This window comes from Pseudoduganella sp. HUAS MS19, assembly GCF_053615455.1.
In genome coordinates, this window is the sequence record NZ_CM132133.1 from 4,598,724 (window position 1) to 4,611,952 (window position 13,229).

Annotated in this window: 12 protein-coding genes; 7 read left to right on the forward strand and 5 right to left on the reverse strand. The window is 63.7% G+C overall.

Features of this window, described 5'->3' with window-relative positions:
- Positions 1 to 144 precede the first annotated feature (144 nt).
- The 4 genes from ACWBU6_RS20905 to ACWBU6_RS20920 all read right to left on the reverse strand — a co-directional run bounded on the left by ACWBU6_RS20905 (position 145) and on the right by ACWBU6_RS20920 (position 5,772).
- Complete coding sequence (locus ACWBU6_RS20905) at positions 145 to 1,332, reverse strand: IS4 family transposase (protein ID WP_452644803.1); 1,188 nt, start codon at positions 1,330 to 1,332, stop codon at positions 145 to 147.
- A gap of 150 nt (positions 1,333 to 1,482) precedes the next feature.
- Complete coding sequence (locus tag ACWBU6_RS20910; protein WP_452645298.1) at positions 1,483 to 3,348, reverse strand: flagellar assembly protein A; 1,866 nt, start codon at positions 3,346 to 3,348, stop codon at positions 1,483 to 1,485.
- 45 nt (positions 3,349 to 3,393) lie between these two features.
- A complete protein-coding gene (locus tag ACWBU6_RS20915; RefSeq protein ID WP_452645299.1) occupies positions 3,394 to 5,283 on the reverse strand; it encodes a flagellar assembly protein A in 1,890 nt (629 codons plus the stop codon).
- A gap of 138 nt (positions 5,284 to 5,421) precedes the next feature.
- Complete coding sequence (locus ACWBU6_RS20920) at positions 5,422 to 5,772, reverse strand: hypothetical protein (protein WP_452645300.1); 351 nt, start codon at positions 5,770 to 5,772, stop codon at positions 5,422 to 5,424.
- Between the two features lie 185 nt (positions 5,773 to 5,957).
- Between ACWBU6_RS20920 and ompR the strand changes: the two genes are divergently transcribed.
- The 6 genes from ompR to ACWBU6_RS20950 all read left to right on the forward strand — a co-directional run bounded on the left by ompR (position 5,958) and on the right by ACWBU6_RS20950 (position 10,906).
- Positions 5,958 to 6,722: an osmolarity response regulator transcription factor OmpR gene (gene ompR, locus ACWBU6_RS20925; protein WP_057259315.1), complete on the forward strand. Its 765-nt coding sequence runs from the start codon at positions 5,958 to 5,960 to the stop codon at positions 6,720 to 6,722.
- A 14-nt stretch (positions 6,723 to 6,736) separates the two neighbouring features.
- Entirely contained in the window at positions 6,737 to 8,083 is a 1,347-nt protein-coding gene (locus tag ACWBU6_RS20930; RefSeq protein ID WP_452645301.1) for an ATP-binding protein, read from the forward strand.
- 141 nt (positions 8,084 to 8,224) lie between these two features.
- Complete coding sequence (locus ACWBU6_RS20935; protein ID WP_452645302.1) at positions 8,225 to 9,193, forward strand: cysteine synthase A; 969 nt, start codon at positions 8,225 to 8,227, stop codon at positions 9,191 to 9,193.
- A 90-nt stretch (positions 9,194 to 9,283) separates the two neighbouring features.
- Positions 9,284 to 9,763, forward strand: a complete 480-nt coding sequence (locus ACWBU6_RS20940; RefSeq protein WP_452645303.1) for a VOC family protein — start codon at positions 9,284 to 9,286, stop codon at positions 9,761 to 9,763.
- Between the two features lie 13 nt (positions 9,764 to 9,776).
- Positions 9,777 to 10,202 carry a YciI family protein gene (locus ACWBU6_RS20945; RefSeq protein ID WP_452645304.1) on the forward strand — a complete coding sequence of 142 codons (426 nt, stop codon included), beginning with the start codon at positions 9,777 to 9,779 and terminating at the stop codon, positions 10,200 to 10,202.
- Between the two features lie 11 nt (positions 10,203 to 10,213).
- Positions 10,214 to 10,906: a YciI family protein gene (locus ACWBU6_RS20950; RefSeq protein WP_452645305.1), complete on the forward strand. Its 693-nt coding sequence runs from the start codon at positions 10,214 to 10,216 to the stop codon at positions 10,904 to 10,906.
- On the opposite strand, the gene ACWBU6_RS20955 is transcribed toward ACWBU6_RS20950, so the two are convergent.
- Positions 10,903 to 11,895 carry a LacI family DNA-binding transcriptional regulator gene (locus tag ACWBU6_RS20955; protein ID WP_452645306.1) on the reverse strand — a complete coding sequence of 331 codons (993 nt, stop codon included), beginning with the start codon at positions 11,893 to 11,895 and terminating at the stop codon, positions 10,903 to 10,905. The two genes, ACWBU6_RS20950 and ACWBU6_RS20955, sit on opposite strands and share 4 nt — an antisense overlap.
- Positions 11,896 to 11,965: 70 nt before the next feature.
- On the opposite strand from ACWBU6_RS20955, the gene ACWBU6_RS20960 reads away from it, so the two are divergent.
- Positions 11,966 to 13,225: an RNA polymerase sigma factor gene (locus ACWBU6_RS20960; RefSeq protein WP_452645307.1), complete on the forward strand. Its 1,260-nt coding sequence runs from the start codon at positions 11,966 to 11,968 to the stop codon at positions 13,223 to 13,225.
- Positions 13,226 to 13,229: the final 4 nt, after the last annotated feature.

Consider the following 13,229-nt stretch of genomic DNA (forward strand, 5'->3'; position numbering starts at 1 on the left):
CAGCCATGCATGCGCCGTTTTTGGGATTGAAAGTTAACAGCTTCCTTAGACGTTTACAACAAAAATATGAGGGGAAGGGTCAGGGTCAGCTCCGGCAATCGGACATTTTTGTCCGATTGCCGGAGCTGACCCTGACCCTTCCCCTCATATTTTGCAGACACGCACCATCGATATCAGTTCGATAAGTGCGTGTTTGATATCTGTCAGGTGGATCGAAGGCGGTTGGGCCTCATTAATCCAATGCATCGCCAATGACAGAATTGACAGAGTGCTGGCAGCCTTCGCGCGACTGCCGTAAGCGACACTGAAACCTGTTTTGCGAGCGGCGAGTCCGATAAGCCAGAGTGCGTAGGTGAGCAATGTCCCCAGCAAGAGCAAAATAGCCAAGCGCCGCAATGTGTGGGTCTGACTAAGGCGTAATCCCATTCCCCACTGCGCGTTCTTGAGGTCGCGGAAGGTTTGTTCGATCTGCATGCGGCCAGCGTAAATGTTGGCGATTTGCTCGGCATTGAGTGAGGCGAGCTTGGGTGAAACGGCGAGCAACCATGGCTCGCGTTGTCCCCGACTATTCTTCTTGCTGTGGCAGCTGCGTGCCGGCTTGCCTATCTTGGTCAATCGGCGCCGCCCCTTTGGGTGGCGTTTCAGCAGCACAAGCCGGCACAGGACAGGATTAGCGCGCGTGTAAAAGTATTGGCCCAGGTCGCGCGCATGGGCGCTGGCCTGCGCATAGAGCGTCTTGCAGCCAACCCAGCCAGGACTGTCGTGCCAGCGCACCATGTCGCGATTGCGGATCCTCCCCACCCAGGCAAATCCGAGCTGGTTTAACAGCTTGAACCAACTGGCGCGAAAGCCGGCATCGGTGATGATGATGGCCCGGCTGCCCGGTGGAAGTATGCTGCGCAACGATTGTAGAAAGTGTTGATGCACAATCGGTGAGCCAAGCTTGGCGCAGGGGTGGGTTTCCTCATAGAGGGTGAACGCACGCCCTTTGACGATGGCTGCTGCCCGAAGCAACTGAATGCTGCTATCGTCTCGTACCGCCGACCAGTCCACAGCAATCTGCACACCAGGCTGGCGGATCACACGGCGAGCCAGCGCACGGTACACGGCATGCTTTTCCTGCGCCAGATGGGGATTACTCAACAGCCGATCACAGCATTTGATGCGATGGCGCAACTGCGTCGCCGAAGCCAGCTTCTTCCCCATGCGCACCAGACTTAGGCCACCATGCAACGCCGCTGTCGCCACCTTGGCCAAGCATGTCCGCCGCTTGGCATGCATGTTCGGACATTCCTGATCCAATAACCCCTGTATGATTGCATGTGCATGCATGGCTTATTCCTTTCCCTCGCAGTTTGGACGCTACGAATGAAAGGGGTGACACAGCCATGCATGCGCCGTTTTTGGGATTGAAAGTTAACAGCTTCCTTCAACGTTTACAACAAAAATATGAGGGGAAGGGTCAGGAGCTGACCCCGACTTTCATGCTGCACTTCCGCTCCAGTCGAACTGGCCGGTGCTGCCGGTGAACAGCGGCGGCTGCGTGCCCAGCGGGGCGCGTACGCGCAGCTTGACTTCCTTTGGCGGCAGCAGGTACGCCGGCCCCAGGTCGGGATTGAATACCAGCTTGCGCACCACCACGTCGCCTGCGATCTGCCGCACCGTGCAGCGTGCGCCGCCGACCACCATCAGCTTCTGCCGGTAGACATGCTCGCCCAGTTCCTGCTCCTTTTGCTGTGCGGCCTGGGCTTCCTTCATCGCGACCTGCAGCCGCGCCACCATCTTCAGTGAAGGTCCGACTTTCAGCGCCATTTTCTGGAACAACACGAGCTGCTCCTGGTTCAGCGTGAGCTCCTGCTTGCGTACCTTGCTGGCCAGTTGCAGGTAGTTGCGCACTTCCTGGTCGGCTGTGATGGCATCCATCTGGGTCTTGCAGCGCGCGGCCTGCTGCTCCTGCTTTTCCGCTCGGACGGCGCATTCGGCCAGCTTGTCGTCGTATTTGCTGGTGTCTGGCACCATGACGTGCAGCTGCATTTCGGCCTGCTTGCGCGGGCCTGCGCTGTCGATCTCGATGCGCCGCGCGGCAATGGCGCAGCCGGAAGCGAGCTTGATCAACACTTCCTCGGCCATGATCTCGCAGTTGTAAGCTTCGGTGATGATCACGCGCGTACCGGTAATGACGCAGTTCTGCGCCTTGCCCAGCACGACCTCGCCTTTCTTCGCCTGCAGCAGCGCGCCCGACGCGACGCCTGCGACGCGGATATTGCCATCCGCGTTGGTAGCGCTGCCGCCCATCAGGTTCTTTTGCAGCGCGATGGTGCCGCCGCGCGAGACGATATTGCCGAAGACGTCGGCGTGCACGGTGATATTGCCGCCCTCCACAGTGCGCTGCTCCTGCACCTCCCCGAACTCCTCGTAATCGCCATCGAGCTTCAGGTTGCCCGTGGTGCGCACGGAGACCCCTTCCCGGCTGACGATCTTGGGCCCGATGGAAATGCGCTTGCTCTTGCCGTCGACGTTGATGAAGCCTTCGCGCGAAGACACCAGGTAATCCACGCCCTCGTGATGCTCCACCACCGTGCCCTCGCCTGCCACCGTAGTCAATTCCACGTCGCGCGCCGGCGGCGGTTCCAGCACGATGCCGGACAGCTCGAAGCCGCGCGTGCCCGCCTGCGGCGGTTCGCGGCGCAGCAGGCGCACCTGGGCCTTCACCTGCGGGAAGCGGTTCTGGAAGCTGTGCAGGTCGAAGCGGCCGTTGGCCAGCAGGCGTGGCGCATTGGAGCGGTGGATGCTTTCCGACACTTCCACAATGGCGGCGTCGCGGCCCGGTACCGGCGGCAGCCTGCGCGCCACGATCAGGCGGGCCACCTTGCCGCTGGCAATGGCCTCGCGTACCACCGGCGCATCGATGCCGAAGCGGATACCCTTGGTCCACATATCGGCCACGAACTCGCCGAAGTCGAGATGGGCCGGCAGCGGCGCCTCGCCTTCGGCTTCGATAAACACGGGTTCAAAATAGTATTCCGCTTCGCCGCCGACGATGCGCACCGACTTGTACAGGCCGCGCCGCCCGCTGGGAAATGGCACGATCTCGTCGGCAAAGCGCCACAGGGGCTGGCCGTCCATGCCTTCCGGCAGTTCGGGACCGGCGCCGTACAGGGCGCGGATGAAGACGCCGTAATCCAGGCCGCGGAAGCAGGCACCGGACAGGAATACCTGGTTGGCCGCCGCCTGCAGCAAAGCCGCCGGGGCTTCCGCCTTGAAATACACGCCATCGGCGCGCTGGACCAGCGACGATGGCAGATCGCCGGCCGCTGCGGCGGCCGAGGCAGCGTCTGCAGGCACCATGTCTCCCCGGTTGTCTTCTTGCGCCATTGTACGGCTATCGGCCCACTACGCCACGCTCGCCTCAGCCAGGGCAGCGCCATGCCAGTTCACGCTGCCGGCGGAACCGGCGAAGATCGGCAGGCTGTCCAGGCGCGGGCCGCGCAGCATGGCTTTGTAATCCTTGGGCGCTGCCATGAAGTTGGCTGCCACCGCCTCGCCCAGCGGCAAGGTACGCACCAGGACTTCGCCATCGACCATGGTGACCCGCACCGAGGAACGGGCCGCGGCGTCGCGTTTCAGGGCTTCCAGCTCATCGCGGCGGCTGCGCGCGCCGGCAATGGCTTCTTCCGCCAACTTGATCGACTGCACCAGTTGGCCGATCTGCTTGATATGCGGCGCCACCGCGCCCGCCACCTTCTTCAGGTGCGGCACCTGGGCCGGCGTCAGGTGGATCTCGCCCTTGCGCAGCTTTTCGGCTAACGTCAGGTAGCTGCGCACCTCGGCCATGGCGTTCAGGCGGTCATGCTCGGCGCGCCAGGCGGCAATTCCCGCTTCGTGGACGGCGACCTGTTTCTGCAGCGTTTCCAGCTCGGCGTCGTGGCCGGTGACATCCTTGACCACCACATAGACGAACATTTCGCTGTTCTTGCGCGGTCCGGCGCTCTCCACCAGCACGCTGCGGCCGGCAACGGCGCAGCCAATGGCCAGCTCCACGGTCACTTCGTCGGCAAAGATCTCGCAATTGGACGCTTCCGCGATCACCACCCTCGGTGCGCTGATTACGCAGCTTTCGGCGCGGCCGGTAATGGTGACCGTGCCGCTGGCGGTCTGGATGGTGGAGCCGGAAGCCACCCCTTCGATGCGGATATCGCCCTTGGCATTGATGGCGCGGCCGCCCACCAGGTTGCGGCCCAGGACAATGGTGCCGCCGCTGGAGTTGATATTGCCGAACACGTCGCCGTGCACCGTGATGTCGCTGCCGTTCACGTCGCGCAGCTCCTGCACGTCGCCAAATTCCTCGAAGGCGCCCATCAACTCCAGGTTGCCGGTGGTGCGGCCCGACACGCCCTCGCGGCTGATGATCTTGTCGCTCAGCGCCACCTGCCCGCTTTTCGGGTCGACATTGAGGAAGCCTTCGCGCGCCGCCACCAGGAACTCGCCGTCGGCCTCGCGCGCGATGGCAGTGCCCTCGCCTGCGAAGCGGCTGAAATCCACATCGCCTGGCGCCAGCGCGGCCAGCGCCTGGCCGGCGATATTGCGCCCTGGCGCACCGGGCACGCCGGGCAGTTTTTGCAGCAGCCGCACGCCCTGCTTGATCTGGGGGAAACGGTTCTGGAAGCTGGTCAGGTCGACCGTGCCGTCGGCACGCTGGCGCGGCGCGTCGCTGCGGTGCAGTTCGGCGGCTACTTCCACCACGCGCGCATCCTGCGCCGGGGTCGGCTCCAGGTCCAGGGCCGCGGCCACCCGTTCGCCCTTGGGCGCGGCCAGCGCGGCGCGCACTGCCGCCACCTGGATGCCAAAGCGCACATTCTTCAACCACATGTCGGCTACAAACTCGTCGAAATCGAGCTGGGCCGGGCGTTCCGGCAGCAAGGTGCCGTCCGGCAACTCCTCAGCCGGCAGGTAAATCGGTTCGAAGAAGTACTCCGCCTCGCCGTCGCGGATCTTGACGTTGCGGTACAGCGCCTTGCGCTCGGCCGGGAATGGCGCTACCTGGTCGCCGACGCGCACCAGCAGTTCGGGATGGGGCGCCAGCTCCGGTCCCACGCCATACAGGGCGCGCGCCAGCGCCGGGTAATCGAGGCCGCGCAGCATATAGCCGCTGCGGAACAGGACATCGATCGCCGCCGTCAGTTCAGGCGCGAGCAGGCGCAGGTCCAGGTAGATCCCGTCGGGACGCTGGACTACGCCGGCCGGCAAGCTGCCGGCGCTCTCCTGTTGTGCAATTTGGGACAAAGCTCCTCCTCCAGTGCCCTGATCATGGGCGCGCCGGGGCGCGTTGTCTTGCGGGCAATCAATATTACACGCAAAACATCAAAATCCGGAGGTTTTTGGGGCCGAAAGTTCTCTTAACGTTACGTAAACGTCACACAATTACCGCCTGCGCGGCAGGGAGTACACTTGCTGGCCCGCTTCATTGATCTGGCGGCGCAGGTCGCGGCGTTCGTCCGGGGTCATGCGGCCCATGCGGCGCGAGTCTGCGTTGTCCCGGTCGTCCATCATGCGCGGCGCATCGTCCATGCGTCCTTCATACTGGCGTTGATAGCGCGCTTCGCGGGCATCGTTCATACGGTTGTCGCGGAAGTCGCGCGGCGCTTCGCGGCGCTCCTGCTGGCGGTTGCGCTGGTCGGACTGCGCCTGGGCGCTGGCCATCAAGGTGCAGCACAGGCCGGCGCACAGCGCCAATGCCGCTTTGCCCAATCCTGTTTTCGCACCAAGTTTCATCGCTGTCCTCGTCGTACTTGCCGTATCCATGCCCGCAGTGTATGCGCTCCGACTTCCCATGGTAAGAGCGACCGGGTAAAGTTTGTAAGAATTTGTAATGAGTTTTCACCGGTATGGCACCGGCCATCAATATGACGTTACCATAGCGACATGCATCTGACAATTCAACAAGATCAATCCTGCCTATGAATACCACCACTACCCCTCCAGCCGCCCCCGGCGGCCAGCAAGGCCACCAGGCCAAGATCATGGTGGTGGACGATGACGTCCGCCTGCGCGACCTGTTGCGCCGCTACCTGACCGAGCAAGGCTTTAACGTCGTCACGGCTGAAAACGCCACTGCCATGAACAAGCTGTGGCTGCGCGAGCGTTATGACTTGCTGGTGCTGGACCTGATGCTGCCCGGCGAAGACGGCCTGTCGATCTGCCGCCGCCTGCGCGGCGCCGGCGACCAGACCCCGATCATCATGCTGACTGCCAAGGGCGAGGACGTGGACCGCATCGTGGGCCTGGAAATGGGCGCCGACGATTACCTGCCCAAGCCGTTCAACCCGCGCGAACTGGTGGCCCGCATCGGCGCCGTGCTGCGCCGCAAGCAGCCCGACGAAATCCCGGGCGCGCCTTCCGAACACCCGCAAACTTTCGAGTTCGGCCAGTTCGTGCTGGACCTGGGCACCCGTACCCTGAAGAAAAACGGCGAAACCGTGCCGCTGACCACCGGCGAATTTTCGGTGCTGAAAGTGTTTGCGCGCCACGCGCGCCAGCCGCTGTCGCGCGAAAAGCTGATGGAACTGGCGCGCGGCCGCGAGTACGAAGTGTTCGACCGCAGCCTGGACGTGCAGATTTCCCGCCTGCGCAAGCTGATCGAACCCGACCCGTCCAGCCCGCTGTATATCCAGACCGTGTGGGGTCTTGGCTACGTCTTCATTCCTGAGGGCCAGCCGCGCTGATTTCCGGGCTGTCGATGAAATTACGCCTGCCGCGCCCGGCGTCGCTGACCAGCGGCCTGTTCTGGCGCACCTTCCTCTTGCTGAGCGTACTGACCACGCTCTCCATGTCGGCCTGGTTCGGCATGGTCAACTACGTCCAGCGCGAGCCGCTGGCGCAGCAGACTGCCGCCCAGGTGGTGTCGGTCGTGACCATCACCCGTGCCGCCCTGACCCACTCGGCCACCGATTTGCGGCGCGAACTGCTGTTCGAACTGGTATCGAACGAAGGCATCCGCGTCTTCACCATGGAAGATGACGACGAGGTGGCGCCGCCGCCAAGCTCGGGGCTGATGGCCGACATCCAGTCCCTGGTGCGCGCCAAGCTGGGCGCCGATACCCGTTTTTCCTCGGAAGTGAACGGCGTGCCCGGCTACTGGGTCAGCTTCAAGATCGCCGACGACCGCTACTGGCTGATGCTGGAACGCGAACGCCTGCCGGGCCCGGTCGAATGGCTGGGCTGGGCAGGCGTGGTGTCGCTGGTTTCCCTGCTGGGGGCGGCGCTGATTTCCAGCCTGATCAACCTGCCGCTAAAGCGCCTGAGCGCAGCGGCGCGCGAGATCGCCCAGGGCCGCCATCCGGAGCCGCTGCCGGAATCCGGGCCGCAGGAAGTGCGCCAGGCCAACCGCAGCTTTAACCAGATGGTGGACGACCTGCAACAGGTCGAATCGGACCGCGCCGTGATCCTGGCCGGCATTTCGCATGACTTGCGCACACCGCTGGCGCGCATGCAGCTTGAAGTGGAAATGGCCAACCTGTCGCAGGAGGCGCGCGAAGGCATGCAGTCGGATATTGCGCAGATGGATGCCATCATTGCGCAGTTCCTTGACTACGCCAAGCCGACCGAAGCGTCCAGCTTCATCAATGTCGACATGGCAGCGCTGCTGGCCGAGTGCGTGCACGAGGCGGGGCGGCATGCCGACGTGCGGGTTACGGCTGAGCTGCCGGAGCAGGCGCATGTGCTGGGCAATGCGACTGACCTCAAGCGGGTGATCGGCAACCTGGTCGAGAATGCGCGGCGCTACGGCAAGACGCCGGGTTCGGACGTCACCGAGATCGATATCAAATGCACGGTGCGCGGGATGCATACGGCCAAGCGGATTGTGGTTGAAGTGCAAGACCACGGCGTCGGCGTGCCTGAGGAGCAGATTGCGCAGTTGCTGAAGCCTTTTACCCGGCTCGATACGGCGCGCGGACAGGCCAACGGGGCTGGGCTGGGACTGGCGATTGTGGACCGGGTGCTGTCGCGGCATGAAGCTGGACTGGAGGTTTCCAATCGTGCCGGCGGCGGGTTGAAGTTCACGATTTCGCTGCGCGCGCTTTAAAACCGGTAAACCGGGGTCCGACCCGCAGGGTCAGCCCCCCTCTGCTCGAAGTCTCAACATTCGTTCCTGGCCACAAGACCGTTGTGGGTCAGACCCTGCGGGTCTGCACCAGGTTTACCGGTTTTAGACTAAACTGAAGCCATGACCATCCGTCAAGGCTTCGCCGACACCATCGGCCACACGCCCCTGATCCGTCTCGCCCGCCTCTCGGCCGAGACCGGCTGCGACATCCTGGCCAAAGCTGAGTTCATGAATCCCGGCGGTTCCGTCAAAGACCGCGCCGCCCTCGCCATCATCCTCGACGCCGAACGTTCCGGCCGGCTGCAAGCCGGCGGCACCGTGGTCGAAGGCACCGCCGGCAACACCGGCATCGGCCTGGCCCACCTGTGCGCCGCACGCGGCTACAAGTGCGTGATCGTGATTCCCGTAACCCAATCCGAAGAAAAATTCGCCATCCTGCGCACGCTGGGCGCCGAAGTGCGCCCGGTCAAGGCCGTTCCCTACGCCGACGACAACAACTACCAGAAAGTTGCCGGACGCCTGGCGCAAGAGCTGCCCAACGCCATCTGGGCCCGGCAGTTCGACAACCTCGCCAACCGCCAGGCCCATTACGAACAGACCGGCCCCGAGATCTGGCACGACACCCACGGCCGCATCGATGCCTTCACCTGCGCCACCGGCACCGGCGGCACGCTGGCCGGCGTCGCCCGCTACCTGAAAGAGCAAAAACCGGACGTCAGGATCGTGCTGGCCGATCCCTTCGGCAGCGCGCTGTATCACTGGATCAAGCACGGTGAACTGAGAAGCGAAGGCAGCTCCATTTCGGAAGGCATCGGCAACAGCCGCGTCACCGCCAACCTGCAAGGCACACCGATCGACGACGCCGTGCGCATCGGCGACAAGGCTTGCGTGCAGATGGTGTATCGCCTGCTGCGCGAAGAAGGCTTGTACGTGGGCGGCTCGAGCGGCATCAACGTCGCTGCCGCGGTGGAACTTGCAAAGCAGATGGGCCCCGGCCACACCATCGTGACCCTGCTGTGCGACCGCGGCGCCACGTACGCGGCGCGCCTGTTCAACCCCCAATGGCTGGCCCAAAAAAATCTTTTGTAATCGTGTCGATCTGGCGCAGCGCCGTTCGTCGTGGGAATATGGAGGCCGCAAACGGCGTCCACTTTCCTCATCAACGAATGGAGAATTACCATGACTGTCAATGCAATCCCGGAAGGCATGCACAGTGTTACCCCTCACCTGGTCTGCGAGGGCGCAGCCGCCGCTATCGACTTCTATAAGAAGGCTTTCAACGCAGTAGAGAATTCGCGCCTGCCCGGGCCAGGCGGCAAGATCATGCATGCCCAGATCAGCATCGGCGATTCGCACATCATGCTGGTCGACGATTTCCCTGACGCTGGCTGCTTCGGTCCGAAACACTACAAGGGCACGCCGGTCACCCTGCACATTTACGTGGAAGACGTCGACGCCTCCTACAAGCGCGCCATCGACGCCGGCGCAACCGCCAGGATGCCGCCGGAAGACATGTTCTGGGGCGACCGCTACGGCGTGCTGGTTGATCCGTTCGGCCATAGCTGGTCGATCGCCACCCACAAGCGCGACCTGACTCCCGAACAGATGCAGGAGGGGATGAAGGAAATGATGGACAAATCGCCTCAGTGCAAAGCCTAAGGAGACCGACAACATGCGATTCATGCTCATCGTCAAAGCCACCGCCGATTCCGAAGCGGGCAAGATGCCGAAAACCGAACTGCTCGAAGCGATGGGCAAGTTCAACGAGGAACTGGTCAATGCCGGCGTGCTGCTGGCCGGCGAAGGCCTGCATCCGAGTTCACGCGGCGCCCGCGTGCACTTCTCGGGCAGCAAGCGCACCGTCATCGACGGCCCGTTCCCGGAAACCAAGGAGCTGATTGCCGGCTTCTGGCTGATTCAGGTAAAGTCGCTGGATGAAGCCATCGAATGGGTCAAGCGCTGCCCCAATCCGATGGAAAGCGACTCAGATATCGAAATCCGCCAGGTATTCGAGGCCGAGGATTTCGGCGCCGAATTCACGCCCGAACTGCGTGAACAGGAAGCGCGCATCGCCAGCAAGATAGCAGCGCCCGTATAAAGGAGACTTCAATGCAGTACATGGTTATTCGGAAGGCCGACGCCGCTTCGGAATCGGACACCTTCCCATCCGCTGAGCTGGTGCAGGCCGTACCGGGGGCCAAATGGCTGCGCTCCAGCGCCGACGGCGGCCTGCGCATGCGCCGCCGCGACGGCCAGTGGCTGTATGAAGAAGGCCCGTTCGAAGACGTGAGCGTGGCCGGCTTCACCTTCATCGACGCCGAAGACCGGCGCGCCGCCAGCGAACTGGCGGCACGCTGGCCGTCGGCCGACGCCGAGGGCAGTGCCGAGGTCGAGGTGCGCGAAGCCGGTTGCCCCGGCGGCTGCGTCGGCTTCGACACCGGCAAGGCGCCCCAGCACACGGCATGGGCTATCCTGCTGCGCTCCGACGCCGTGGCGGAACAGGATTTCGAACCGCCGGCCGTGGTGATCGACATCATGAACCGCGCCAACAATGCCGGCATCGCGGCCGGGGTCGCCCTGTCCGGCGAAGGCTTGAAGTCGACCGCTCGCGGCGCGCGCGTCAAGTTCAGCGGCGGCAAGCCCTTCATCACCGACGGACCTTTCGCCGAGGTGAAGGAACTGATCGCCGGTTACTGGGCGGTGGATGCCGCCACGCGCGATGACGTCATCGCCTGGGTCAAATCCTACCCCTACCCTAACCCGGGCGATATGGAAGTGGAGCTGCGCAAGGTCGCAGCTTAGGACCGCGTTGTGGTGGAAGCGCGCAGCACCAGCTGCGCGTTGATCACCGTGAGCGGCTCGACTTCCTGGCCTTCGATGCAGGCCAGGAGTTTCTGCATGGCCGCCGCGCCCATTTGCTCGCTGTTCAGGTCCACGCTGGTGAGGGCCGGCGAGGCGAAACTGCCGAACTGGATATTGTCGAAGCCAACCACGGAAATATCGCCCGGCACGCGGAAGCCCAGGGTCTGTGCCGCTTTCATGAAACCCAGCGCCAGCAGGTCGTTAAAGCAGACCAGCGCGTCCGGTGGCTGCCGGCCCAGCATGACCGCGGAGCACAGCTTTTCGCCCGCTGCCGAGATCGGCGCCTCCGCTTCAAATTCGCTCAGCACCAGGCCTTGCGCTGCCAGCGCCTCGCGCACGCCTGCCGTGCGTTCGGGGTTGCGGCGCGAGTTGGCAAATCCCATATAACCAACCCGCTTGTGGCCCTGCGCCAGCAGGTGGCGCGTGACCATGAAGGCACCAAGCTGGTCGTCGCTGGCCACGGAAGGCAGCTTGATGACATCAGGCCGGCCGAAGAACACCGATGGACGGTCCAGCGCCAGCAGCCAACCCAATTCCTCCTCCGGCGTGCGGGAGTAGACGATCATGCCGTCCACGCGCCGGCTCAGCGCTTCCAGGAGATGCCGCTCGCGCTCGGGGGTTTCTTCCGTATCTACCAGCAGCAAGGTATAGCCGTGGGCCTGTGCCACGCGGTTGGCGCCCTTCACCACGCTGGCGTAGTGCGGATTGGTGATGTCCAGCACCGACAGGCCGATGGCCCTGGTGCGGCCGGTGATCATGGATTGCGCCATCGGGTTGGAGCGGTAGCCCAACTGCTCGATGATGCTGGTAAGGCGCGCTTCAACCGCAGGCGAGAAGCGCTGCGCGCCGTTGACGAACTTGGAGACCGTGGCTGTCGATACGCCCGCGGCGGCGGCCACATCACGAATTGTCGCTACGCTCTTCTTCATCGCCCGGTTCATTATTGGAAAAGTTGCCGAGTTTATCACGCGATCGCTGCCATGATGGTAAAGTAGCTGCATGAACGACAACAGCATCCACCGCGCCATTGACGCTGTCTGGCGCATCGAAGAAGCGAAGATCATCGCTGTCCTGACACGCATGCTGCGCGACGTCGCGCTGGCGGAGGAAATGGCGCAGGACGCACTGGTCAGCGCTCTGGAAACCTGGCCGGAAAATGGCACGCCCGACCGCCCGGCCGCATGGCTGATGCAGGCGGCAAAAAACAAGGCGCTCGACTATCTTCGCCACCAGAAGCTGGTACACGAAAAAGAACCGGAGCTGACATACGAAATCGAAGGTTTGCTGCAGGATGCCGCGCCGGACCTGGAACGCGAGCTCGATGACAATATCGGTGACGACCTGCTGCGCTTGATCTTCATCTCCTGCCACCCGGTGCTGACCATGGAGGCGCGCGTGGCGTTGACCCTGCGCCTGCTGGGCGGCCTGACAACCGACGAAATTGCGCGCGCCTTCCTGGCCTCGGAATCGACCGTGGCCCAGCGCATCGTGCGCGCCAAACGCACGCTGGGCGAGGCCAAGGTGCCGTTCGAGGTGCCGCGTGGCGCCGAACTGGAAGAACGCCTGGCCGCCGTGCTGCAGGTCATCTACCTGGTCTACAACGAAGGCTACTCCGCCAGTGCCGGCGCTGACCTGATGCGTCCCGCCCTGTGCAATGAGGCGTTGCGCCTGGGCCGCATCCTGGCCGAGCTGGTGCCGGGCGAGCCGGAAGTACATGGCCTGGTGGCGCTGATGGAGATCCAGTCATCGCGTTCGCGCGCCCGCACCGATGCCGAGGGCAAGCCTGTGCTGCTGCTGGAGCAGGACCGCACGCGCTGGGACCAGATGCTGATCCGGCGTGGACTGGCAGCGCTGCAGCGCGCGCAGTCTCTAGACCGCGTGCCGGGGCCTTATGTACTGCAAGCAGCCATCGCCTCCTGCCACGCCCGCGCACGCAGGCCGGAGGACACGGACTGGCAGCAAATCGCCGACTTGTACCTGGCGCTGGCAACACGCGCGCCCTCGCCGGTAGTGGAGCTCAATCGCGCGGTGGCGCTGGCCATGGCGTATGGGCCGACCGTTGGCCTGGAGCTGGTCGACCAGCTGGTCGATGAACCGGCGCTTAAGCAATATCACCTCCTGCCAAGCGTGCGTGGCGACTTCCTGTTCAAGCTGAACCGCCTGCCCGAGGCGCGCTTCGAATTCGAGCGCGCGGCCTCGCTGACGCAGAATGAACAGGAGCGCCAGTTATTGCTGACCCGAGCCGCGGCCTGCACATAGCGCT

What these genes read in the sequence shown, in the direction of transcription:
- ACWBU6_RS20930 (WP_452645301.1), top strand. Translation starts at nt 6,737, where the DNA reads ATGAAATTACGCCTGCCGCGCCCGGCGTCGCTGACCAGCGGCCTGTTC.
- ACWBU6_RS20905 (WP_452644803.1), bottom strand. Translation starts at nt 1,332, where the DNA reads ATGCATGCACATGCAATCATACAGGGGTTATTGGATCAGGAATGTCCG.
- ACWBU6_RS20935 (WP_452645302.1), top strand. Translation starts at nt 8,225, where the DNA reads ATGACCATCCGTCAAGGCTTCGCCGACACCATCGGCCACACGCCCCTG.
- ACWBU6_RS20960 (WP_452645307.1), top strand. Translation starts at nt 11,966, where the DNA reads ATGAACGACAACAGCATCCACCGCGCCATTGACGCTGTCTGGCGCATC.
- ACWBU6_RS20945 (WP_452645304.1), top strand. Translation starts at nt 9,777, where the DNA reads ATGCGATTCATGCTCATCGTCAAAGCCACCGCCGATTCCGAAGCGGGC.
- ACWBU6_RS20955 (WP_452645306.1), bottom strand. Translation starts at nt 11,895, where the DNA reads ATGAAGAAGAGCGTAGCGACAATTCGTGATGTGGCCGCCGCCGCGGGC.
- ACWBU6_RS20920 (WP_452645300.1), bottom strand. Translation starts at nt 5,772, where the DNA reads ATGAAACTTGGTGCGAAAACAGGATTGGGCAAAGCGGCATTGGCGCTG.
- ompR (WP_057259315.1), top strand. Translation starts at nt 5,958, where the DNA reads ATGAATACCACCACTACCCCTCCAGCCGCCCCCGGCGGCCAGCAAGGC.
- ACWBU6_RS20940 (WP_452645303.1), top strand. Translation starts at nt 9,284, where the DNA reads ATGACTGTCAATGCAATCCCGGAAGGCATGCACAGTGTTACCCCTCAC.
- ACWBU6_RS20910 (WP_452645298.1), bottom strand. Translation starts at nt 3,348, where the DNA reads ATGGTGCCTGCAGACGCTGCCTCGGCCGCCGCAGCGGCCGGCGATCTG.
- ACWBU6_RS20950 (WP_452645305.1), top strand. Translation starts at nt 10,214, where the DNA reads ATGCAGTACATGGTTATTCGGAAGGCCGACGCCGCTTCGGAATCGGAC.